The sequence below is a fragment of the Rhodococcus sp. 27YEA15 genome (genome assembly GCF_049739425.1).
GTDB lineage: Bacteria > Actinomycetota > Actinomycetes > Mycobacteriales > Mycobacteriaceae > Rhodococcus_F.
The window spans coordinates 2,903,148-2,925,895 of the sequence record NZ_JBMHHW010000001.1 but is presented as its reverse complement, the minus strand read 5'-3'; the positions used below and the strand labels follow the sequence as shown (position 1 = coordinate 2,925,895).

The window sequence follows — 22,748 nt, the reverse complement described above, 5'->3', positions numbered from 1 at the left end:
GGCGAGATGAATACACGTTCAACAAAGTTGCCACGCGAAATCTGGGTACTGGTCGCAGCCAGTTTCGTCATCGCTCTCGGCTTCGGGTTGGTGGCCCCGGCGCTCCCGCAGTTCGCACTCAGCTTCGACGTCTCGGTCACGGCCGCGACCATCGTGATCTCGTCCTTCGCATTCATGCGCCTGGTGTTTGCTCCGATGAGCGGATCTCTCGTGCAAAAGCTGGGCGAGCAACCCGTGTACATCGCGGGCTTGCTGATCGTGGCGCTCTCGACCGGTGCGTGCGCGTTCGCCCAGGACTATTGGCAACTGTTGGTCTTGCGCTCACTCGGTGGCATCGGTTCGACGATGTTCACCGTCTCCGCCCTCGGTCTGATCATCAGGATCTCGCCCGCCGACGGACGAGGACGCGTGTCCGGGCTGTACGCGACGAGTTTCCTCATGGGATCGATCGGTGGACCGCTCGTCGGTGGTCTCCTGCTCAGGTTCGGCCTTCGGGTTCCGTTCCTGATCTACGCGGCGTCGTTGGTCGTCGCTGCGCTCGTGGTGTTCGTGAGCCTGCGCGGGTCGCAGTTGGCAGCACCGGACACGTCGTCGTCGACCAAGTCGATGACACTGCGGGAAGGCCTACGATCGCCCGTGTTCCGGGCAGCACTCGGGTCCAACCTGGCGTTCGGTGGCGTCATCTTCGGCGTTCGGGTGGCGATGGTCCCGCTGTTCGTCGTCGAATTCCTGCAACGTGACGCGTCGGTCGCGGCCTACGCGCTGACGGTGTTCGCGATCGGTAACGCACTCGTGCTCGTTGCGTCCGGCCGGTTGTCCGACAGATTCGGGCGGAAACCGTTTGTCGTGGCCGGACTGCTGCTGTGTGGCGGGGGCACCATGGTGATGGGATTGACCGACAGCCTCGTCGTGTTCTTCGTCATTTCGGCGGTCACCGGTGTCGGGTCCGGCCTGATGAGTCCGGCGCAACAGGCCGCGATCGCGGACGTCGTCGGATCATCGGCACGTGGTGGCCCGGTACTCGCTGTCTTCCAGATGATGTCTGATGTGGGCGGCGTGGTCCTGCCGGTCTGTGCTGGTCTGCTGGTCGATCACCTGTCGTACTCGGCGGCGTTCGCAATCATGGGAGCCGTTGTCGCGCTGTCGTCGATCGGCTGGTTCCTGGTGTCGTCGGACGCACCGGTGGCGGAAGATTCGGTCGTGGAGACGGAATCGACGCGCCCGCACGCGAACCAGGACTGAACCAGGCAATCTGTACTCTCGATCTGGTGTTCGTTCGCATCGTGAGTCTGCTCGCCCGACTGGGGCTTGCAGCGGTCTGGTTGATCTCCGGCGTCATCAAATTCGTCGATCCCGTGCAGACCAAGATCGCCGTCCGCGGGTACCAGTTGTTACCCGAATCGCTGGTAGGGCCGGTAGCGACGGCGTTGCCGCTGATCGAGATCGTTCTCGGCTTGTTGATTCTCGTTGGCCTTGCCGTTCGAGCCTGCGCGGGCGCGTCCGTGTTGGTTCTGGCAGCGCTGGTCGCCACCATCATCTCGGCGTGGGCGCGTGGGTTGTCCATCGACTGCGGATGTTTCGGCGGTGGCGGCGCTGCGGACGTCGACGGGTGGGACTACCTACAGGAGATCCTGCGTGATCTCGGCTTCATTGCACTGGCAGTGTGGTTGGTGGTCTTTCCTCGATCACCAGTCGCGCTCGGTCGGGGCTCGCGGGCGAACTTCTCAGTGGAAACTCAGTCTTGAATGGCAAGGTAAGCGCTTGATCCACACCGTCTCGACGCACGAAGGACTGCAATCAGCGTGAGCACCAAGAACAAGTACAACCCGGAACCCGTGTCCAGTAAGTCCACCTACATCATCGGTGGTCTTGCTGTTCTCGTGATCGCGGCCCTGGTCATCGGCGGAGTTCTATGGACCAACAGCAAGAACACGCCGCAGAACGACGGCTACGGTTCCGTGCAGAACTCGGCGGTGGATGTCACGGTCCAGGACGGCGGCGTAGTGCTGCTCGGACTGCCTGATGCCAAGACCACCATCGATCTGTTCGAAGATCCGCTCTGCCCGGCGTGCGCGGCCCTCGAGCATCTGAGCGGGCAGGCGGTGGCCGCGGCAATCGACGACGGCCACATCGCGGTGCGCTACCACATGCTCGACTTCCTCAACCAGTTGTCCAGCAGTGGTGACTACTCGACGCGGGCCGGCGCGGCATTGACGTGTGTCGCCGAGAGCGGCGACGCCCTCGCGTACTCCGCGTTCCACACCACGCTCTTCGCCACCGGCACTCAGCCGGAGGAGAACGGCAAGAGCGATCACACCAATGACGAATTGGCGCAGATCGCCCGGGATGCGGGAGCCTCTGCCGACGCGGCGTCGTGCATCTCCTCCGGGTCCGGCGTGGAGGCCGCGGCCACCAACGCTGCAACAGCCAGTGCCGCTCTCACCGCGGCGGGATCCAACGGGACGCCGACCGTTGTCGCCGACGGCAAGATCGTGAGTACCTCCAACAGCAACTGGGTTTCGCAGTTCACGCCCTGACAGTCGGGTAGCGGCCAACGGCGCCGGGTAGGGGCTTTGCCTTACCCGGCGCCGTTCGTCCACCCGGGCATCTTCGCCGCGCTCGACCTGCTGATATCAAGGTGCAATGACCTTCAATCTCGTCGTCACCGCGATACTGGCCGCCGCGAGCATGACGATGGTCGGCAGTAAAGCTGCGGCTGTCTCGGACGAGCACGGGGGCGTGTTCCTTCTGTTGATGTCGTGCCTGGTGATCGGAGTCGTCGTCACGACCTGGCGCGTGGTGAACCGTCGTCAGGAGCCGGCTGTGTTCGCGGCGGTGACCTATCTTGCATTCGGCGTTGTCGTCGCGATCTCGGAAGCGCTCGTCGGTGATCTCGTGCGAGCCGCCGTGGTGGGGGTGTCACTGATCCTTGCTGTGGCGCTCGTCGAAGATCGGCGAACACGTCGATGGATCAACCGTCTCGCCTCTGGCCGCCCAGACCGATGACAGGCTGGGGACCACGGGTCGGGTGGTCGGTGCGTGCCGTCTGAACAGGCGATTTGTTCCCTGGAGAGGTAGTGGTGTAATTTTCTTCAAGCAAGCGGAAAGCAGAACCGCCGCCTGCGAGGTTCAACTGAATACGGGGCTATGGCGCAGCTGGTAGCGCACCACACTGGCAGTGTGGGGGTCAGGGGTTCGAGTCCCCTTAGCTCCACCCAAAAAAGTCTCTCACTTGCTAATCAATGCAGGTGGGAGGCTTTTTCATTCAGCACTATGCATATGTGTGGATTTTGCCTACTTCCCGCCCACAGGTGGATTTTCGACGGCTGTATCCGAGGACTGCACCACGGCCTGCAAGGTGGTGACCGGATCTGCCGCTGCCGCGCTCGCTCGAAGTCTGGACCCGTAAACGGTTTCCCTGGACTTCTGGACTGAATCGCCCCATCAGTCACAGTGGCTGAGTTCCAAGTGAAATGGCCCACTGGTCGGAGTAGTCGCAGGTGGAGTGAGAGCATTTCCAGTGACGGAGGGATTGCGGTCATAATGGAAGCCGAGCGATCTGCGCAGCAGGGGGGATCAAATCCGGTGCAGTGGAAACCGCAGTGGCCGCAGAAGCTCTCCTGGTTCGCCTTGGCTGCCGCACTGTTTCATGCTTCTGACCGCAGTGCCGATCAGCTTGCTGGCACTGACCTCGATGCGTTCGAATTCTGGCATAGCAGTAACAGTGAGCTACCTCGGACTGTCGTTGGTGCTGGTGGGCTGCTCAGCAGGTTTGTTCGACCGCGCGGGTTTTCGCTTTCGTTCACGATCCGCGGTGCGTCATGTTCATTTCGAGAGCACTCCGGCTGTCACCATCGTCAGCCCCAGGCTGAGCAACATCGGGTTGTCGGTGATGATGTCGGGGCTGTTCGTGTGCGCCGCACTGTCGCTCTTGTCGTGGTTCCTGGGCTGGTCGTCGCTGATCCCGGCAGGCGGAGCGGGTTGGTTAGGGGCCACACTGTCCGGCATCGGGGCAATTATTGCCCTGTTGGTCTTGTTGTTCGTCGCGTTGACTCAGGCCGCGGTGACTGTACATCTGACACCTGATGGAGTTGAGATCGAGGAGACACGGGATGCACCGTTCTGGCATCGCCGATCCGGAGTGCGTGCGCATTGGGAACAGATCGAGGAAATGATCCCGGATTCGATTGCCTACGGATACGGCTTTGCCCCGCTCGCGGCTGCGGTGATTGACCTGCGTCTCGCCAAGGAGGCCGACGTATACGGCCCGTCCTGGGCATTCAAATGCGGAAACTATCGAGTTGCGTTGCATCTGCTTCCGATGGAGCCGAACCTGCTCTTCGCCGTCCTACAGCAGTTGCACCTGCACCCGGAAAGCCGTCAAGTCTTGAAAGAAGAGGCCTTTCGTGAGATGTGCAAGCTTCCCGCTCTGCGTGCACGGTGGAAAGAATCTTCACGCTCGACGATCGATGAGCGTGCCCCTCGCTGGACACCGTGACTCACCGCTACCGCCACGCCCCACGTGGCAGGACGATCTCACCGCCGCCGAGGGGGCCTCGATGGGACGTACCTACTGCCAATGAGCCGGATCGGCTGAAGGTCTCGCTGTCGAAGTCGGCATCGTCGACGACTCCGGACGTATTCAGCTACGCGGTCGGCTGCGGCGGGCCACGTGGCGGCGAAACCGACCACGGGATCGCCTTCGACAACGGAACCAGCGTTATCCCCGGCTGTACCGACGAGGTGCTGCCCCGACGAAGCCACCGAAATACTGCTGCCCCTACATCAGAACCGGCGCCATCTCGCCAAGATTCGCCACCCGAGCCCTCACATTGCCACCCCCTTTCTGACTATCGCCAATCCTGGGTTGGGCCGAAATGTCGATCTGGAGGAAGTCCCGTGTAAGGAGAACAGTCGGCGCTGAGTTCCCGCGTGACGGTGCTCCCTCGGCGGTCGGTCAGCTACGCCACACGAACGGTGAGCTGTTGGATGAACTCTTCGACGATGGAGAGGGGGCGCTGAGCGTGGCTTGGAGCCGATCCGCGCAGTTCCACACCATTTCGCGGACGAGCCCAGACGTTGCACGACATCTCAGTCCAAGATTTCACCGTCATTGCAGCCCGCCGGCCCAGACTGTGCGCGGGCGCGGCACCTGGTCGCGCGCGCATCACCCGGCACGTCGACGGGACCGAATTTTCGACAGGTTCGGCGCCATTGTTGCCGTGTCAATCCAACTTGGCGGGCGGGAACTCACCGTACAGTCCGCGATCATGTCCCTCCATGTACGCGGTGTTCTGATTCACCGCCCGCGCGCGAAGCTCTGCCTGCTGCTGCTGGAACAGTTTCCGGCCCTCTCGGTTCGAACGCGCGAACTCCTTGATCCACGTCCATACGAACGCCAGCGCGAGTAATCCGAGCGCCCACAGGAGGACGGCAACCCAGTTCCCGGCGATGAACAGGAACACCGCCTTCACGGCGACGATCACGAAGAACAGGGCAACGAGTCCGAGGATCAGTGGCATGGTTCAACCTTTTCTATTCCGACAACTCGTCAAGCAGGTAGCCGCACGCGCGGTCGTGGTGTCACCCACGATCGCAAGAGGTGCTCCGATTGCCGTCACGAGAGTGCAGAACACCGCACAGCCCGCGAGAACTACCCGGTGCAATGCGGCCATGCATGCATTGAACCAGACGAACCGGACGGTTGTTAAGGCGATTTCAAGGGTGGGTAGTGCAGTAGTCGGCCGGAGGTGATGTTGCGGAGCCTCGAAGTTCGTCGATTTTGCGCAGCTCGGCTACTTCGGCAGCGTTCATGTAGCTGTGTTGCTGAGGATCGACACCCGAGCACCGCCGACCGAGAAATCGTGTCCGTGTGCGGATGGCACCGTCTACAGCGAAGCCTCCGGCAACGGTCGGGTCGACGCGTGGTTCGCAGAGAGTTTCGATCCCGGCGCCGACGCAGCAGCTCGGCTACGGCGGCCGGATGCGGGAGTGGAGCGTCATCGGGTAGGGACGGACGTAGCTCACCGATTCATCTACAGCGCTGCTAGATTCACCATCGCGGCCAAACGTTGGTCTGCATTCGTAGAACAATCCGGAGGGTAAGTGATGGGTTCAATCAGCACTATCAGCACCGAGCTCGGCCTTCCCGCGCTGGACTTGCTGGTCGCCGCCGTCAAGGCATTCGTTCCGTTCGCCCAGGCACTCTTCGCGCTGAGCTAGACGGGTAACTTCGGCGGACAGCCCCCGGCGGGTTGCGTCGGGGGCTGCTATCAGCGCCCAGTTTGGTTACGCTGGAACCGATTTGCAGTTCTGGCTCAGGACGAGGCGGCGCGAGTGTGCTGCTGTGTGTCGCTGGTGGGTAGAGTGCTCAGTGCCAGATCGACTTCTCGCCCGGTGGCCGTGACATACGGTCGGAGCAGTAGATCCTGGTGCGATCCTTGCACATCGACGAATTCGATGCTGCCGGTGGCTATTCTCGACCAGGCGTGAGTGTGCTGGTCATTCTCCGAACTGCGAATCACCGTCACCGCTCCGCTGTACGGGCGCGGAACGTACGTGCGGAGCGATGCGATGCCGCGGTGGTGAAACAGGAACCACTGCAACGAGGGCTCGAATTGCATCAGGCCTGCCAGGTAGTACCGCAATTGCAGACCGATCACGGTTATCCGGCCGGCACGGGGCCTGCGCTCCGTCGTCGACTGCTGTGGAGGCGAGTCCGAATCATTGTGTAGCGCTTCAGGAGTCATCCGCGAGCTCAGGCGAGTGTCGATGACGACAACTCGTTCGACTTCGTTGCCGCGCTGTTCGAGGATCCGGGCGATTTCCAACGCCACGAATCCGCCGTGCGCATACCCTGCTACGACGTACGGGCCTTCCGGGTGGACTTTCAGGATCTCGCGTACATAGCGCTTGGCCATCGCCGATACAGTTCGATCCGGAAGTCCGCGCGATTCGAGACCGTGGGCTTGCAGGGCGTATACGGGCCGGTCCGGCATCAGTGCATCGACGAGCGGGGCGAGACTCCCGGCAGGCGAGCCCGCGCCCGTGACCACGAAAAGCGGGGTATCGGTGCCCTCGGTTCGTAGGGGTACGAGAACGGATGTGTGCCTCTGACTGCGTTTCCTTCCGGCGAGTAGATCGTCCACGGTCGCTGCCAGGTCCCGAATCGTCGAAGCGGAGGTGAATCCGGCCATGGGTACCCTGACGAAGACGTCGGCCTCGAGGTCGGCGAGCATCTCCACGGCACCGAGTGAATCACCGCCGAGCTCGAAGAAGCTCTCGTCCCGGTCGACGGTCTCGACATCGAGAATCCGTCGCCAGATCGACGCGACGCGAAATTCGGTGATCGTGTACAAGACCTGATGGGTGGTCGATTTCTCGGGAACGGAGAGGGCGGACCGATCGACCTTGCCGCGCTCGTTCCGCGGCAACTCGGGAAGCACGACGATATGCCGGGGCACCATCCATCCCGGAAGTTCCACGACGAGTCGTTCTCGTATCTCTTTCGACGACAATGTGGTTCCGACGGGGTCGCATACCGCGTATGCACTCAGGACGGTCTCCCCGCAGACGGTGTGGGCCAGCACGGTGCAGTCGACGATCTCCGGGATGTCCCGAAGTCTCGACTCCACATCGCTCGGCTCCACGAGGTATCCGCGAATCTTGACGGCATCGTCGATGCGACCGCAGAGCTCGAGCTGCCCGTTGTCGTCGATCCGCCCGCGGTCGCCGGTCCGGTACCGGCGGATTCCGTCCGGTGTGCTGGTGAACTTCTGTGCGGTTCTGATCGGGTCCTTGTAGTATCCGTCGGCGAGATCTCGTGAGATCACTTCGATTTCGCCGGTTTCACCGTCGGGAAGTACCGCGCCGTCAGCGTCGACGATTCTGACTTCCTTGCCGTCCCTGGCACGTCCGGCGGGTATCGGTCCGGCCGGGAACACGGAATGAGGAAGGAAACTGTTGTACGCGACGACCCCGGTTTCGGTGGTTGCCATCCAGTTCACGTAGGTGGCATCGACGTAGCCGCGGCTCCGATGACGGTCGTAGTCGGTGCCGCGGACGGCCTCACCGTACGTCACCACGACGCGCAGGGTGGCATTTCGGTCCGATGGTGACGTCGATCTGGCGGCGGCCCACGAACGAAGGAACGACGGCGCGCAGTGCGCTGTTGTCACCGCGTTGTCGACGAGCCACTGATCCAACTCGGAGGTGCCGTCGGTTCGCGGATCCCAGCAGTAGACGGTTACACCGTTCATCAGACCGGCGATCAGGGCGGTGATACCCGCGCCGAAGCTCAACGGCAGCAAGTTGCCGATACGGTCCTCCGAGGTCAGGTCGATGGCCGCGGCGAGTTCGTCGGCCTTGTTCAGACACATGGCGTGACTCAGGGTCACACCTTTGGGTGTTCCGCTTGTGCCGGAGGTGAAGGCGATCATTGCCGGGTCCGAACTCGCGGTCTCCGTCACGGCGTGGAGTCGGGCACCTGGGGCCGAGGACTCCTCGGTGACGGACTGCAGAGTCACAGCGTCCGATACGGCGAGTATGTGACGGCGGCGCGCTTCGGGCACGGCGGGATCGAGCATGATCAGCGGGTGTCCCGAGATGAGGGTGGCAAGTATGCGAACGACGGATTCTGTGCTGGAGTCCAGGTTCACTGCGATCGGGCGACAGTTGCGGGACGTGCGTGTGTGGAGTCTGCGTGCGAGTGCGTCGGCTCGTTCTTCGAGTTCGGTGAACGTGATTCGATCGTGTGGTGTGACGACCGCCAAGGCGTCGTGTTGCATGGACGTGACGCGTGTCCATCGCGATTCGATGGTTTCGTCGATCACGGCATAACGACTTCGTTCGAGACCCAGATCGACGACATCCATGTTCGAAGCTCCCTCCGGCGGCCAGTTACCGTATAGCAATCGTACAGTTAGTCTGCCATTCTGGTCTATAACAAACCAAAAGTAGTTTTAATCGCAAATGGTATGAAATGTCTATTTTCTCGAAGAATGATCGTGGCCTGGCCCATCGGTGCGCGGTTCGGCAACGAATACCTGGAGTCACGACCTCCGTTCGAGGGGTCACCACGGCGACGGGAGTAGCAATGTCGGTGTCAGGACGCGGCGCGACAGTCTCAGCGATATTGGGAATGTTCATGGCCTCCACCTTTGCTTTTGCTCCTGCATCGGCACAGGCCCGGCCGATATGGGAGCCGCTGAGACCGGTCGAGAAACTCGACGTCAATACGTACGTCGGGGACTGGTATCAGGTGGCGGCCATTCCGCAGCCGTTCAGTCTGGCGTGTGCAGTGGACACTCGCGCGAGTTACCGAATCGTCGATTCGTCGAACATCAGTGTCGTGAATACATGCACGACCTGGAGCGGTCAAAATAACAAAATAGTCGGTAATGCCCGAGTTACCGATCCGCTGACCCGGGCGCAACTACACGTCAGCTTCCCCGGCGTACCCACTCAGGAATCGCTCGACGGGCCGCCGAACTACATCGTCACCTACATCGCCGACGACTACTCGTGGGCTCTGGTGGGTGATCCGCTGCGACTGTCCGGCTTCGTCCTGTCCAGATCCCCGATCGTGGCCGCCGACCAGTGGTCCCACATCAGAGAGGTAGTCGAAGAACACGGCTACAACGCATGCACCGTACTCACTTCACCCACTACGGCGGGCACCACCGACATACGGCCACTCTGCACTCTGTGACCGAGATGGTCGATGCGCTCTGTGACCGAGATGGTCGATGCGCTCTGTGACCGAGACGGTCGATGCGCTCTGTGACCGAGACGGTCGATGCATCCGGTGGCAGGCACGGGCGAGTTCGTGGGTCGACTAGGATTGTCCGTCGATGCTCGCGGTCTCGGAAGGGTGCAGTGGTGGCGAAGAAGCAGATACCCGTGATCGTTGTCGCGGGATTCCTGGGCTCTGGAAAGACGACGCTGCTCAATCATCTACTGCGCAACAACAACGGCGTTCGCATCGGGGTCATCGTCAACGATTTCGGTTCGGTCAACATCGATTCGATGATGGTTGCCGGTCAGGTCGATTCCATGCTCACACTCAGTAACGGATGCCTGTGCTGCGCCGTCGATGTGTCCGACATGGACGAGATGCTGGACAAATTGGCGCATCGAACATCGAATGTCGACCTGATCGTGATCGAAGCCAGTGGACTTGCCGAGCCGCGCAACATGATTCGACTCGTACTCGGAAGTGAGAACCCGTCGGTCGTGTACGGCGGACTGGTGGTGGTTGTAGACGGAGCCCAGTTCTGCACGGTGCGTGTCCGTCACCCGGAACTCGACCAACACGTCCGACTCGCGGATCTCGTGGTGGTCAACAAGGTCGATACGATTGCGGCGGACGGCCGCGTCGAGCTCGCGAAATCCATTCGCGGGCTGAATCCGAGAGCGCCGCTGGTGGAGACGACCCAATCGAGGATCGATCCCGGACTGCTCTTCGACGCGGACGCGGCAACCACCGCAGCGCCGGGAGAGCAACTGAGCCTGGATGCACTGCTCCGCGAGGACCGATTCGAGCATGACGACGCGTGTCGCGATCACCTGCATCATCAATACCAATCAGTCGATTTCGTCTCCGGCACGCCGCTCGATGCCAGAGCGATGACGTATTTTCTGGAGAACCAGCCTGCAGGCGTCTACCGCGTCAAAGGTTTCGCACATTTCGACATTCCCGGGTACGAAGGGAAATTCGAGATCAACACGGTGGGTGACCATGTGCGGATCAGGTCGCTGCGGTGGAACGCCCGTGAGTCACGCCTGACGCAACTGGTGGTGATCGGAAGCGGAATGGACTCCGCCGACGTGACGAGCGCGCTACGCGGCTGTATTCGCGACGACGGTGCCGAGCCACGCCCGGACGACATGCTGGGATTGCATCGCTATACGGTGTGACCGTGAGCGATCCAGACCCTGACACCGAAACCCACGAGCCGACATTGTCGGTGTACCAAGCGATCCGGCGTCGTCGTGACGTGCGAGCTGAGTTCACCGGTGAACCGGTTCCGGACGAGGCGCTGATGCGTGTTCTCGGCGCTGCCCATCAGGCGCCCAGCGTCGGTAACACCCAGCCGTGGGACTTCGTGGTCGTCCGGAATCCGACGACGTTGGCGACATTCGCAGATCACGTCGCCGCCGCTCGTCTGAACTTTGCACGGTCGCTTCCCGGCTCGCGGCGTGACACTTTCGAACCGATCAAGATCGACGGAATTGTCGAAAGCGGTACCGGCATCGTCGTTACCTACGATCCGTCACGCGGCGGTCCGAACATCCTCGGCCGACATACCGTCGACGACACCGGTGTCTTCTCGGCGGTGCTGGCGATCGAAAATCTATGGCTCGCGGCGGTAGCCGAGGAAGTCGGCATCGGGTGGGTGTCGTTCTACGACGAGAACTACCTCGCCGAGCTGGTGGGTATCCCCGCTCCGGTTCGTCCGATCGCATGGCTCTGTCTGGGTAAAGTCACCGAATTTCGTCAGGTTCCCGACCTGGAGCGGTTCGGATGGCGACAGCGCCGGCCATTGGCCGACGCTGTCCGCTACGAAACCTATTGAGTTGGTGACACCTGCTCAGCGCGGTGCGCGTCCACTGGTCGAACCGGCACTGCGGGTGCCACTACCGCTGCCGGCGCGGGGGCGGCGAGTGCCCGCCCCGTCCTGGCGCGGAGCGCCGGCCGAGCGACCGCCGCCGCTACGAGACTGGCCGGACCTGGCCTGACCCGAGCGAGCGCCGCCGCCGGTGCGTGCACCCTGACCGGCCGGACGCGCGCCGCGTCCGCCGCCCTGCTGTTGCGGCGGAGCTTTCGGCGCGGGGGTCACGTGCGGAGCGATGTCTCCCACGAGGGCGATCACGTGCTCGGAATCTGCGGTCGAGCGCACCGGAGTCACTTTGATCGCGGCCTTGCGCATGAGAATGGCAAGATCCTTGCGCTGCTCGGGCAGCACGACGGTCACGACGTCACCGGCGCTGCCTGCGCGCGCGGTGCGACCACTGCGGTGCAGGTACGCCTTGTGCTCGGCGGGCGGATCGACGTGCACGACCAGTTCGACGTCGTCGACGTGAACGCCGCGAGCTGCGACGTCGGTTGCGACGAGGACGCGCGCGTCGCCGGCGGAGAACGCGGCCAGGTTGCGGTCGCGTGCCGCCTGCGAGAGGTTGCCGTGCAGATCAACGGACGGAATGCCGGACTCGGTGAGCTGGCGAGCCAACTTACGGGCCTGATGTTTGGTGCGCATGAACAGGATTCGGCGACCGGTGCCCGAGGCGAGCTTTTCGACGAGAGCCTTCTTCGTGGCGACACCGTCGACGTCGTAGACGTGGTGCGTCATGGCGGCGACGGGGGAGTTGGCCTCGTCGACGGAGTGCATGACTTCGTTCTTCAGGAAACGCTTGACGAGCTTGTCGACGCCGTTGTCCAGGGTCGCCGAGAACAGCAGGCGTTGCCCGTCGGTCGGAGTCGCGGAAAGGATCCGGGTGACGACCGGCAGGAAGCCGAGGTCCGCCATGTGGTCCGCCTCGTCGAGGACGGTGATCTCGACGGCGTCGAGGCTGACGAACTTCTGCTTCATCAGGTCTTCGAGGCGACCCGGGCAGGCGACGACGATGTCCACGCCGGCCTTGAGTGCCTGAACCTGACGATGCTGGGAAACGCCACCGAAGATGGTGGTGACGCGCAGATCGTAGGTAGCTGCGAGGGGTTCGAGGGTGGCGGTGATCTGCGTCGCCAGCTCGCGAGTGGGGGCAAGCACCAGGCCGAGCGGGCGACCAGGTCGACGCTTACCGCCGGAGAGTTCACCGGCAAGACGCGAAACCATCGGGATGGAGAACGCGAGAGTCTTGCCGCTGCCGGTCTTGCCTCGTCCCAGTACGTCGCGACCGGACAAGGTGTCGGGGAGGGTGTCGACCTGGATCGGGAACGGCGACGTGATCCCGCCGTCCTCGAGCGCCTTGACGAGCGGCGCGCGAACGCCGAGGGCGGCGAAGGTGGTGGGTGCAGAAGTGTCAGACAAGTGTGTTCAGAGCCTTTCGGGCACAAGGTCGTGCCCGGATGCCGACGCACAGGTACCGAAATACCGACATCGAACAATCAAGCACAGAGGTGGCGGCACCGCCGGTCGACGGGCTTCTTCGCCGTAAGAAGAGCAGGTGCGTAATGCACTCAGCAGGATTCGGGCAGATTCTCGTTGTCGGACGAGCCTGGCTGCGCGAACTGAAGTTGCGTTCTTTCGACGCTGGACACCCGAATGCACGGGAATCTAGTACCGCCCAGTCTACGCACTCCGAGTGCTCCGGTCACAACCCGACCCACTCGGACATGCCGTCGGCGAAGTGTTGACGTTTCCAGATCGGTACCTCGTGTTTGATTCGCTCGACCAATTCCGCGCACGCCGCGAACGCCTCCGCGCGGTGCGGTGCCGCCACCGCGGCCACCAGTGCGAGGTCGCCGATCCCGAGACGTCCGACGCGATGGATCGCTGCCACGGGCAGTCCGGTCGTTGTCGACACCTCGTCGCAGCACGTCCGCAAGAACCGTTCGGCATCGGGGTGCGCCTGGTATTCGAGCGCCGAGACTGCTTGCCCACCATCGTGATTGCGGACCGCACCGGTGAAGACCACTACTGCGCCGTTCGCCGGCCCGGCGACTGCCGCGTCCACCGTGGCGGCATCGATGGGTTGTTCGGAAATCCGTGCGACGAGATCACTCATCGTGTGCTCCTGCGCCTGCCACCTGGGCGAGCAGGTGATCGATGATCGGATCGAGAACGGTCAAACCGTCTTTCACCCCGCCGGGCGATCCGGGTAGATTGACGATGACTGTGCTACCTGTGAGACCTGCCACACCTCGACTGAGTGACGCGTGTGGGGTCTTCTCGAGCCCCTTTCCGCGGATGGCATCGGCGATTCCGGGAAGTTCACGGCTCAGTACTGCCCGGGTTGCCTCGGGGGTGGCGTCAGTGGGGGAGATTCCGGTGCCGCCGGTGCTGATGATCAGGGCAGGGTCGCCAGATTTCGCATCGGCTATTCCCGCGGCGATATCGGCGTCGGCGTAGACGAGCGGGCCACGCACCTCGAATCCCCGATCGACCAGCCACCCTGTGATGGCCGGTCCAGTGGTGTCCGGCCGGGTTCCCGCCGCGCCGCCGGTGGAAGCCACCAGGACCGTCGCCGATCGATTCGTCGCGAAAACGTGGGTGGCAGGTACTTCGGTGTTCGGCCGTTCCCGAGTCCAATATCCGTGCTTGCCACCATCTTTGGTGAGGAGTCGGACACCGTTCATCGTTGCGCCGGGATCGACGGCCTTGACCATGTCGTGCAGGGTGAGTCCGGCGATCGCGACGGCCGTGAGTGCCTCCATCTCGACTCCGGTCTGTCCGCGTGTCTTGGCGGTGGCCTCGACTGTGATGGACGTGTCGGTGAAAGCGAACTCCACTTTCACCGACGACAGGGACAACTGGTGGCAGAGTGGGATGAGTTCCGATGTCTTCTTCGCGCCCGCGATCGCGGCGATCCTGGCGGTGGTCAGCACGTCTGCTTTCGGCATCGACTCGGACCGAACCAGTGCGATCACCTCAGGTGTGGTGACCAACTCTCCGGCTGCGACTGCCACCCGCGTGGTTTCCGGTTTGGCACTCACGTCCACCATTCGCGCACGGCCCTCGCCGTCCACGTGTGTCAATTCCGTCATGCGTGTCCTTTGTCGATGTGAACTGTCGATGTGAGCGTCGGTCAGTGAGCGGTGGAGAGGGCGACGACGTCGACGAGTGCACCGACGTCGAGTCCCGTCACCGTCGCAGGCACGTCCACCAGGAGGTCCGCCCATGCCATCGCCGCGACGAGATGCGAACCAGGCCCCGCGACGAGTTCGACGCCGCCGTCCACTCGTCGCGCCCGAAGGAACTGACGTTTACCGGGAATCGATCGCAGCGGCTCGCGCAGTGGAAGACGTTCGCGACCGATCGGCGACAGTCCCGCGGCGCGTCGGATGTCGGCTCGGGCGAAAATCTCGAATGAGACCATCGTGCTGACCGGGTTCCCGGGAAAGCTCAGCACCGGAACGTCGTTCACCACGGCAGTTCCTTGCGGGCCACCTGGTTGCATCGCCACGTGGCCGAACGTGCCACCGAGGGGCGTCAGGGTTTCCTTGACGACCTCGAAATCGCCCATCGACACCCCGCCCGAGGTGAACACCAGGTCGGCGGCGGCCGTCGCGTGTGAAAGCAACTCGCGAAACATGGCGGGATCGTCGGTGCTTCGTGCCACGGACACCACGTCGGCGCCGTTGGCTTCGGCGAGTGTTGCCAACGCTGTGCCGTTGGAATCGTAGATTTCTCCTGGATTCAATTGGGTTCCGGCGTGTTTCAATTCGGATCCGGTGGTGATCACGGCAACCTTCGGCCTGGTGCGTACCGAAATGGTCACCGAGCCCACGGCGGCCAGCACCGCGACATGCCTCGGCTGGAGAAGCGTTCCGGCTTCCAGGAGGACCGTTCCGGCGTCGACGTCGCTACCACGCTCGCGGACGAATTCCCCGACTGCCCTGCCCCGTTCGATCGTCACGGTACCGTCGGTGACGTTCGAGGTGTCCTCGACCGGGACCACCGCGTCGGCACCGTCCGGGATGGGGGCTCCGGTCATGATGCGAAACGCCGAGCCGGGTCGATGCCGTGGTGGCTCACCACTTCCCGCGGCCAGCACTCCACGTACCGGCAGTGTCACCGGAGTCGTGCGTACCGATGCCGCGTCGACGGCATACCCGTCCATCTGCGAATTGCGGAAGAGTGGGAGATCTACCGGTGAGCGCACGTCGGACGAAGCTATGCGGGACAGTGAATTCGGGACGGGTATGTGTTCCGGCGGAAGAGTGTGAAGGCCCGCCAGCAGCCCGGAGACATGTGCCGAGTGTTCCTCGACCGAACGTGCACTCACCGCATCCACCTCGACATGGCTCTATCCTAGGTGCTGACGCCCGTATGGCGCACCGGGCATCCGCGTGGGTCATACTGGGACGAAGTGGAAGGAGTCACGGCTGTGACTGTGGTATCGAGATGACAGCGGTCGCCATGGGCATTCCCACGGTCAGGCGCGACGCCTCCTCGCTCGCCGGTCGTCCCGCGACAGCCTTTCTCGTGGACAGGTTCGGACGCACGGCGCGAGATCTCAGAGTGTCCGTCACCGAGAAGTGCTCTCTGCGTTGCACTTACTGCATGCCCGAAGAGGGTCTGCCGCCCATCCCGGCGGACGAGTTGCTGACCCCGGACGAAATCGCCCGGATAGTCGGTATCGGTGTGGACCTCGCGGGTATCCGTGAAGTCCGGTTCACCGGCGGTGAACCGCTGATGCGATCGGATCTGGAGAAGATCATCGCCGCCTGTGCGCAGCGAGTGCCGGGCGTTCCGTTGTCGATGACCACCAACGCGGTAGGGCTCGAGCACCGTGCCGCCGCGCTGGTAGCGGCCGGACTCACCCGCGTGAACGTGTCACTGGACTCCGTCGACCGCGCACACTTCGCCGAACTGACCCGACGTGACCGGTTGCCGTCGGTGCTGGCCGGTATCGGTGCGGCGGCAGATGCCGGTCTTGCGCCGGTGAAGGTGAACGCCGTGTTGATGCGCGAAACATTGCGCGGTGCAGCCGATCTGCTGCAGTGGTGCCTCGATGCCGGTGTGGAACTGCGGTTCATCGAACAAATGCCACTCGACGCAGATCACGCGTGGGCGCGCGAGAACATGGTGACGGCTCAGGAACTGCTCGCCGAGCTGGCTCCGCGGTTCACGTTGAACAGTGTGGGCCGCGACGATCCGTCGGCGCCGGCGGAGGAGTGGACCGTGGACGGGGGGCCGCGGACGGTCGGCATCATCGCCTCGGTGACGCGTTCTTTCTGCAGCGACTGCGATCGAACTCGGATGACAGCGGAAGGAACCATCCGTTCGTGCCTGTTCAGTGATCGTGAGGTCGATGTCCGGGCGGCACTGAGGTCCGGTGCGAACGATCACGAACTTGCCGAACTGTGGCGTGGTGCGATGTGGAACAAGTGGGCGGGGCACGGTATCGACGCGGCGGATTTCGTGCCGCCGGAACGAAGCATGGGAGCTATCGGTGGCTGAAGCGCAGTCGATCTCGGTTCGGTACTTCGCCGCGGCGGCCGATGCGGCCGGGCGTCGCGAGGAGGTTCTGGCCCTTGTTCATACCAGCACACTGGCGGAGGTGGCCGAGGTTCTGGTTCGGAAGTACGGGGCCGATATGGAGCGTGTGCTGTCAGTCTCCGGTTACCTCGTCGGAGACGAACTGACCCGCGACGTCACACGCGTCGCGGGTAGTTCGGTAGATGTCCTGCCGCCGTTCGCCGGCGGCTAGAATCTGGCTCCGATCAGCTCCACCACGTATCGAGCGGGGTGACGGGGACGGTTCGCTTGTGCCGGGTGTTCGTGAACATCCGTTCCAGCTTCTCGGCGACCTCGTCGGTGACGTCCTTGCCTTCGAGGTAGTCGTCGATCTGTGCGTAGGTGACGCCCAGTGCGACTTCGTCCGGTAGTGCCGGACGGTCGTCTTCGAGATCGGCGGTGGGTACTTTGCGCCACGTGCTTTCCGGTGCACCGAGTTCCTGCAGCAACGCTGCGCCCTGACGCTTGCTCAAACCCGTCAGCGGGGTGATGTCCACGCCGCCGTCACCGAACTTGGTGAAGAAGCCGGTGATGGCCTCGGCCGCATGATCGGTGCCGATCACCAGGTATCCGAGCTGACCGGCAATCGCGTACTGGATCACCATACGTTCGCGGGCCTTGATGTTGCCGCGAACGAAATCTCGTAGCTCACCGTCGCCGAGTGCGTTCGACGCCTCGCGGGCCGTCGCGTCGGCACCGGGCTTGACGTTGACGGTGAGCGAGCGATCCGGCTCGATGAAACCGAGAGCGATCTGGGCGTCGGACTCGTCGGCCTGCTCCCCGTACGGCAAGCGGACCGCGACGAACTCCGCGTCGTGGCCGTCTTCGCGAAGCTCGCTCACCGCACGCTGCGCGAGGGCCCCGGCCAGAGTGCTGTCCTGTCCACCGCTGATGCCGAGGACAAAACCTGTGGCGGGCGTCGACAAGAGGTATTTCTTGAGGAAATCGACTCGTTCACGGATTTCCGCAGCGGCGTCGATGGTCGGCTTGGTACCGAGTTCTTCGATGATGCTCTCACGCAGTGTGGCCATGAATGAACTGTAGCGATCCGGGCATCCGTGTGCAGAGCCACCGAATCGTCGGCAGTAGCGTTCTGGCCATGAATGGTAAACAGGTTCTCGTCGTCAGCGCCACCCGAGCCGAAGCACGCTATGTTCCCCGGGACTGGGAACTTCTGATCACCGGGATCGGAAAGGTCGGCGCTGCAACGGCTGTCGCCGGCGCCTTGGGGAAATTCGAGCCGGGCGGTCTGCCGCTCGTGGTCAACATCGGAACCGCCGGGGCGTTGCACGCGCACCACGGCGGACTGTACGTGCCTGGCACCGTGCTCAACCACGACATCAGCGCCGACGCCATCCGTGCGCTCGGCCATGACGTCGCCGACCGGATCACGCTCGCCGACGGTGACGAGTCGGTGCTCGCGACCGGTGACGCGTTCATCGCCGATGCGGCCACCCGTGATGTGCTGGCCCAGCGAGCGGATCTGGTCGACATGGAAGGGTTCGCCGTCGCCTACGCAGCACAGGCGGCAGGTGCTCGATGCCGTCTGGTCAAACATGTCAGCGACCACGCCGACGACTCGGCATTGGACTGGCCGGCGATGATCGACGCCAGCGCTCGCGTCCTGGGGCGCTGGCTCACCGACAACATCTGACGGTTTCCGTCGATCAGGACTGGGCGGTCAGGATCAGTCCGGCGTCGGCCTTGCGCAACGTCATGGTGTTCGCGTCGACCGTGTACGCGACCTCGCCGTCGAGCACCGCCAAGACTTGCCGTTCGATGTCCGCCACCTCGTCCGGGCACGTCATCCGGGTGGTCGCAAGCGGGGAGAACGTGACGTTGGTGTCTCCGACCTCCACCTGACCGCTCATCCGGTTACAGCCGGTGGTGCCGGTCACCGACCCGTCGGCGGCAATGGTCAGCTGCGGCGCAGCCGTCTCCAATGCGATACTGGTACTGATGGCGTCGGGGCTGATCAGCGATGTAACGGTCCAGGTGGTGCCGACCAGGGCGCGATCAGGAGTGACCACTTTCTTGTCCTGGAACGTCACGGTGCTCGCACTCGACTTGATCGTGAGGGTGTCGCCGTCCAGACGCCATGTCGGCGTAGACGACAGCAGTGTCGACGTCCAGGTGTCGGCGGCGAGAAGTTCCGGGGTGCATCCCATCATCGTGGACATCATCGTTCCGACGATGAGCTTGCCGTCGGTGAATTCGACCGAACCCGAACTGGTGTTGCAACCTGCATTGGCCGATACCCGGCCGGTCTCGGTGAAATCGAGGGTCAACGGTCCGCCACCCGGTATCGGTTCGCCGTCGACCGCCGTCGAAATGTAGGTCCTTCCCGACGGATAGGTGACTGCCTCGGATGAGTCCGGGGAGTCGGTGGAGCTCGAACATCCGGTTACTGCGGCAAGAGTCAGGAGGCCGATGACGGCGGCAGCGATGCGCATGCGCTCAGACTAAACGGTTGTCCGATTTGCAAGTGTCAACATCGAGCGATGCGGCGCGCGAGGTCTTCCCAGCCGACGATCAGCCGCTGCGTTGTCATTCCGCGATCGCGGACCTGGTGCAGTACCAGTGAGGCCTCGAGTGGCGCCAGTAGCGCCGCGGCCAGTAACTCCAGATCGCCCTCTACCCCGGCACTTCGAAGAAGTTCGACGATATGTGTGACCCCTACTGCGCGAGCCGGACCGCCGAACCTGATTTCGCGGGCTTTCTCGGCGGCGCGTAACACCTCGCCCTGAACCTCGACCATGGCGAACCGGGCGCGACCGAATGCGAGGAGCCGATCGATCGCGGGTGCACCCGGACCCAGTGGCGGTGGCCCGAACATGAAGGCGTGCTGCAGTTCCCGTTCCGTGTGATCCAGAAGAGCCTGCATCAGCCCGGCCCGGCTTCCGAAGCGTCGGAAAACTGTGCCCTTGCCCACACCTGCGCGGCAGGCCACCGCGTCCATCGTGACTGCGTCGACCCCACGTTCGGCGACCAGTAAAGCGGCCGCATCCAGGAGAAGTGCCCGGTTACGTGCTGCATCGCCGCGCTCGGTCGGCGCCGTCTCGATCTGGGGGAGCGGGATTGCGGTCACGGCATCAGGGTACAGGTGCGGAATATAAGTGGACCGTGGTCCGCTTAGTTGGTATAAATTTCAAGCAGAGCCACCCATCGCATCATCTTCGAAGGAAACCCGACATGTCCCAGACCAACGTTCTCGTTCTCGTCGGCAGCCTGCGCGCTGCATCGGTCAACCGCCAGATCGCGGAAGCCGCGCTGTCCGTGGCTCCCGAGGGCGCCGCACTGACCATCTTCGAGGGCCTCGCCGACGTACCGTTCTACAACGAGGACATCGATGTCGCCGACGCGAACATCCCTGCTGTGGAAGCGCTTCGCGCCGCGGCCGGCAGCGCCGACGCATTCCTCCTCGTCACCCCCGAGTACAACGGCACGATCCCCGCCGTGCTCAAGAATGCCATCGACTGGATCTCCCGCCCGTACGGTGCCGGTGCAGTCTCGGGTAAGCCGGTTGTCGTCATCAGCGCATCACCGAGCGGCAACGGCGCAAAGTGGGCGCACGAGGACACCACCAAGTCCGTCGGCGTCGCGGGCGGCAAGGTGCTCGCCGATTCCGCACTGGTCGTCGGCAGCACCTTCGACAAGTTCGGTACCGCACACCCGCGTGAGAACGCCGAGGTTCTCGCGCAGGTTTCCAAGGTTGTCGCCGATCTCGTCGACGCCACCAAGGAGCTCGTCGACGCGTAAACACCGTTCGGGCGCACCCCGTCCGAGCATCGAGTGGGCGTCGTCAGACCTGTGAAACCGATCCGATGCGGTCGAGCTGGTCGAGTGATCGTTCGTGAGGCAAGGGCCTGAATGCCGGTATCACCGGCGTTCAGGCCCTTTCGCCGTGCGGGAGGTCGTGGACGAGAATCCGGGCCACGGTCGGGATCGGGCGTAGATGGGTAGGCATCTGGGTTGTGGCGGTGGTCGGCAAACGGATGCGCGAGGTACCGCGAAGCCGCCGGGCGTGAGAGCGCAGGGCGGAGATCGCTTCGAGGCCTCGCGCCGGTGTGAAGTCGAGGAAACGGTGTGGGAGTCGGGAAAACGCTGTGCTGCAGCGCGACTGTCGGCTTCTGCGCGCTAGAGGCCTTCGCGTTCCATGGCGTCGTCGACGGCGTCTCGAACCGCCTCGAAGTCCTTTCCGGCGATCATCGCGTCGCCCATTGCGGCGTCGATGCGATCCGAGACTGCTGCATAACGTCGCTCCCACTCTTCCTTGTCTTCTCGCCAGTAACCCATCACGTGCATGTGCGTCGCGGGAATCGAGAGAGTTCGACGAAAATGGCTGCGGATGCGGCGAGCGGTCCTCGCCTCGACCGCACACCAGAGGTAGCCGATTCCCGCCGGCAACGCGGCGGTGGTCACTTCGGTGAGGAGAGTGTCGGCGTCGGGCAGCCACGTGTACGCCACGCGAGCCTTCGATGTGAACCGCAGCCGATCGCGTGGGTCGGCTGTGTGGCCGACGACGCGGACCTCGAGGTTGTGCGGCACTTGTTCGAGGATCCTGCCGATCGCGGGCAGACCTGCGTGGTCGGCAATCAGAACCAACCAGTCGATCTCTCCCGGTGGGCGGAACCATCCGCTCGCGCTCGACAGGCGGACACGATCCCCGGGGCGCGCACCGGTTGCCCACTGCGCTGCGCCACCGTGCCCGTGTAGTACGAAATCGATGTCCAACTCGCCGGCGGACGGGTCGTATCGGCGGACGGTGTAGCTGCGCGCGTGCGGCGGTTCGGTCGGAAAATGGACAAGGACTCGTTCGTCGGGCAGGCTGCTCGAGGCGAAACCGTGCAACCCCGACCCGCCGAAGGTGAGCCGGCGCAGATTCGCGGTCACCACCGTCGAGCGGAGGAGGGTCGCCTCGTGGCGCGGCGCTTCGTCGGGCGGTGGTGTGCTCACGCCGTCATGGTATGGGCTGTCGGTGCGCTGACGAACCGGTGTCGGCAGTGTCGGCGGATGTCCCGGACGACACGCCGATGAACTCCCGCGGGGGTGTTCAGGCCTGGGGAAACCAGCGAATTGCAACGATGTGACTCACAACATCTCGCGCTATGTGCTTCTGTCGGCCACTAGGTGTAGTGTCTTGAGCACTGGGGGACCACAACGCGGAACGCATCGAGCGAAGCTCCGGCAATCGGTCTGATCGGTGGCGAACATCATTTACATCGGCCTTCGCGGCCAAGCGAAAGAGGGACTCTCAATGGACATCACCGTTTACACCAAGCCCGCTTGCGTTCAGTGCACTGCCACCTACCGCGCTCTCGACAAGGCCGGTATCGAATACAACGTCATCGACATCACCGAGGATGCCGAAGCCCGCGATTACGTGATGGCCCTCGGATACCTCCAGGCTCCCATCGTGGTTGCCGGCGAGGATCACTGGTCGGGCTTTCGCCCCGATCGCATCAAGTCTCTCACCGTCGCTGCTTGAAGCGCGACCGTGTCGGCGGCAGACGATGTCGTCGACACTTCTGAATAGTCGAGGGTTCTCAGTAGTAGAGGGTGTCA

At 63.3% G+C, this 22,748-nt stretch carries 23 protein-coding genes and 1 tRNA gene; 14 read left to right on the top strand and 10 right to left on the bottom strand.

From position 1 onward, the window contains the following. Nucleotides 1–6 precede the first annotated feature (6 nt). The 6 genes from ABH922_RS13580 (at nucleotide 7) to ABH922_RS13555 (ending at nucleotide 4,498) form a co-directional block, all read left to right on the top strand. Nucleotides 7–1,242, top strand: a complete 1,236-nt coding sequence (locus ABH922_RS13580; RefSeq protein ID WP_424807408.1) for an MFS transporter — start codon at nucleotides 7–9, stop codon at nucleotides 1,240–1,242. 26 nt (nucleotides 1,243–1,268) lie between these two features. After that, entirely contained in the window at nucleotides 1,269–1,745 is a 477-nt protein-coding gene (locus ABH922_RS13575; protein WP_424807407.1) for a MauE/DoxX family redox-associated membrane protein, read from the top strand. 57 nt (nucleotides 1,746–1,802) lie between these two features. Continuing rightward, nucleotides 1,803–2,537, top strand: a complete 735-nt coding sequence (locus ABH922_RS13570; protein ID WP_424807406.1) for a DsbA family protein — start codon at nucleotides 1,803–1,805, stop codon at nucleotides 2,535–2,537. A 106-nt stretch (nucleotides 2,538–2,643) separates the two neighbouring features. Beyond that, entirely contained in the window at nucleotides 2,644–3,006 is a 363-nt protein-coding gene (locus ABH922_RS13565) for a hypothetical protein (protein WP_424807405.1), read from the top strand. 135 nt (nucleotides 3,007–3,141) lie between these two features. Beyond that, nucleotides 3,142–3,214 (top strand) — tRNA-Ala (locus tag ABH922_RS13560). 435 nt (nucleotides 3,215–3,649) lie between these two features. Beyond that, nucleotides 3,650–4,498: a hypothetical protein gene (locus tag ABH922_RS13555; RefSeq protein ID WP_424807404.1), complete on the top strand. Its 849-nt coding sequence runs from the start codon at nucleotides 3,650–3,652 to the stop codon at nucleotides 4,496–4,498. Nucleotides 4,499–5,225: 727 nt separating this feature from the next. Here the strand turns inward: ABH922_RS13555 and ABH922_RS13550 are convergent. Both ABH922_RS13550 and ABH922_RS13545 read right to left on the bottom strand, forming a co-directional pair. Beyond that, complete coding sequence (locus tag ABH922_RS13550; protein ID WP_424807403.1) at nucleotides 5,226–5,522, bottom strand: hypothetical protein; 297 nt, start codon at nucleotides 5,520–5,522, stop codon at nucleotides 5,226–5,228. A gap of 795 nt (nucleotides 5,523–6,317) precedes the next feature. After that, nucleotides 6,318–8,873: an AMP-binding protein gene (locus tag ABH922_RS13545; protein ID WP_424807402.1), complete on the bottom strand. Its 2,556-nt coding sequence runs from the start codon at nucleotides 8,871–8,873 to the stop codon at nucleotides 6,318–6,320. Between the two features lie 221 nt (nucleotides 8,874–9,094). Here ABH922_RS13545 and ABH922_RS13540 point away from each other — a divergent pair, with 221 nt between their 5' ends. From ABH922_RS13540 to bluB, 3 genes are all read left to right on the top strand, one after another. Further along, nucleotides 9,095–9,709, top strand: coding sequence for a lipocalin family protein (locus tag ABH922_RS13540; protein WP_424807401.1), 615 nt, complete (start codon nucleotides 9,095–9,097; stop codon nucleotides 9,707–9,709). A 170-nt stretch (nucleotides 9,710–9,879) separates the two neighbouring features. Continuing rightward, nucleotides 9,880–10,917 (top strand): CobW family GTP-binding protein, encoded by a 1,038-nt coding sequence (locus ABH922_RS13535; protein ID WP_424807400.1) that lies wholly within the window; start codon nucleotides 9,880–9,882, stop codon nucleotides 10,915–10,917. A 50-nt stretch (nucleotides 10,918–10,967) separates the two neighbouring features. Continuing rightward, nucleotides 10,968–11,576, top strand: a complete 609-nt coding sequence (bluB, locus tag ABH922_RS13530; protein WP_424809671.1) for a 5,6-dimethylbenzimidazole synthase — start codon at nucleotides 10,968–10,970, stop codon at nucleotides 11,574–11,576. A gap of 15 nt (nucleotides 11,577–11,591) precedes the next feature. Here the strand turns inward: bluB and ABH922_RS13525 are convergent, their stop codons facing one another. The 4 genes from ABH922_RS13525 to glp all read right to left on the bottom strand — a co-directional run bounded on the left by ABH922_RS13525 (nucleotide 11,592) and on the right by glp (nucleotide 15,948). Beyond that, nucleotides 11,592–13,031: a DEAD/DEAH box helicase gene (locus ABH922_RS13525; protein ID WP_424807399.1), complete on the bottom strand. Its 1,440-nt coding sequence runs from the start codon at nucleotides 13,029–13,031 to the stop codon at nucleotides 11,592–11,594. Between the two features lie 283 nt (nucleotides 13,032–13,314). Continuing rightward, nucleotides 13,315–13,728 carry a molybdenum cofactor biosynthesis protein MoaE gene (locus tag ABH922_RS13520; RefSeq protein WP_424807398.1) on the bottom strand — a complete coding sequence of 138 codons (414 nt, stop codon included), beginning with the start codon at nucleotides 13,726–13,728 and terminating at the stop codon, nucleotides 13,315–13,317. Continuing rightward, nucleotides 13,721–14,707, bottom strand: coding sequence for a bifunctional molybdenum cofactor biosynthesis protein MoaC/MoaB (gene moaCB, locus ABH922_RS13515; RefSeq protein WP_424807397.1), 987 nt, complete (start codon nucleotides 14,705–14,707; stop codon nucleotides 13,721–13,723). Before moaCB ends, ABH922_RS13520 begins: the two co-directional genes overlap by 8 nt. Nucleotides 14,708–14,748: 41 nt before the next feature. After that, entirely contained in the window at nucleotides 14,749–15,948 is a 1,200-nt protein-coding gene (gene glp, locus ABH922_RS13510) for a gephyrin-like molybdotransferase Glp (RefSeq protein ID WP_424807396.1), read from the bottom strand. A gap of 119 nt (nucleotides 15,949–16,067) precedes the next feature. Between glp and moaA the strand changes: the two genes are divergently transcribed. After that, the gene (moaA, locus tag ABH922_RS13505) at nucleotides 16,068–17,126 is read left to right on the top strand and encodes a GTP 3',8-cyclase MoaA (RefSeq protein WP_424807395.1); all 1,059 of its coding nucleotides are present in this window, start codon (nucleotides 16,068–16,070) and stop codon (nucleotides 17,124–17,126) included. Further along, a complete protein-coding gene (locus tag ABH922_RS13500) occupies nucleotides 17,119–17,376 on the top strand; it encodes a MoaD/ThiS family protein (RefSeq protein WP_424807394.1) in 258 nt (85 codons plus the stop codon). The genes moaA and ABH922_RS13500 overlap by 8 nt, the downstream gene beginning before the upstream one ends. A gap of 13 nt (nucleotides 17,377–17,389) precedes the next feature. Here the strand turns inward: ABH922_RS13500 and nadE are convergent, their stop codons facing one another. Then, the gene (gene nadE, locus ABH922_RS13495; RefSeq protein ID WP_424807393.1) at nucleotides 17,390–18,214 is read right to left on the bottom strand and encodes an ammonia-dependent NAD(+) synthetase; all 825 of its coding nucleotides are present in this window, start codon (nucleotides 18,212–18,214) and stop codon (nucleotides 17,390–17,392) included. A 68-nt stretch (nucleotides 18,215–18,282) separates the two neighbouring features. Between nadE and ABH922_RS13490 the strand changes: the two genes are divergently transcribed. Continuing rightward, complete coding sequence (locus ABH922_RS13490) at nucleotides 18,283–18,837, top strand: nucleosidase (RefSeq protein ID WP_424807392.1); 555 nt, start codon at nucleotides 18,283–18,285, stop codon at nucleotides 18,835–18,837. 13 nt (nucleotides 18,838–18,850) lie between these two features. Here ABH922_RS13490 and ABH922_RS13485 read toward each other — a convergent pair whose 3' ends face one another. Both ABH922_RS13485 and ABH922_RS13480 read right to left on the bottom strand, forming a co-directional pair. Continuing rightward, a complete protein-coding gene (locus tag ABH922_RS13485) occupies nucleotides 18,851–19,636 on the bottom strand; it encodes an META domain-containing protein (protein WP_424807391.1) in 786 nt (261 codons plus the stop codon). Between the two features lie 35 nt (nucleotides 19,637–19,671). Further along, a complete protein-coding gene (locus ABH922_RS13480) occupies nucleotides 19,672–20,271 on the bottom strand; it encodes a helix-turn-helix domain-containing protein (protein ID WP_424807390.1) in 600 nt (199 codons plus the stop codon). Between the two features lie 104 nt (nucleotides 20,272–20,375). Between ABH922_RS13480 and ABH922_RS13475 the strand changes: the two genes are divergently transcribed. Further along, nucleotides 20,376–20,942, top strand: coding sequence for an NAD(P)H-dependent oxidoreductase (locus tag ABH922_RS13475; RefSeq protein WP_424807389.1), 567 nt, complete (start codon nucleotides 20,376–20,378; stop codon nucleotides 20,940–20,942). Nucleotides 20,943–21,320: 378 nt separating this feature from the next. Here ABH922_RS13475 and ABH922_RS13470 read toward each other — a convergent pair whose 3' ends face one another. Next, nucleotides 21,321–22,139: a siderophore-interacting protein gene (locus ABH922_RS13470; RefSeq protein ID WP_424807388.1), complete on the bottom strand. Its 819-nt coding sequence runs from the start codon at nucleotides 22,137–22,139 to the stop codon at nucleotides 21,321–21,323. Nucleotides 22,140–22,440: 301 nt separating this feature from the next. Between ABH922_RS13470 and nrdH the strand changes: the two genes are divergently transcribed. After that, a complete protein-coding gene (gene nrdH / locus ABH922_RS13465) occupies nucleotides 22,441–22,671 on the top strand; it encodes a glutaredoxin-like protein NrdH (protein ID WP_424807387.1) in 231 nt (76 codons plus the stop codon). Nucleotides 22,672–22,748: the final 77 nt, after the last annotated feature.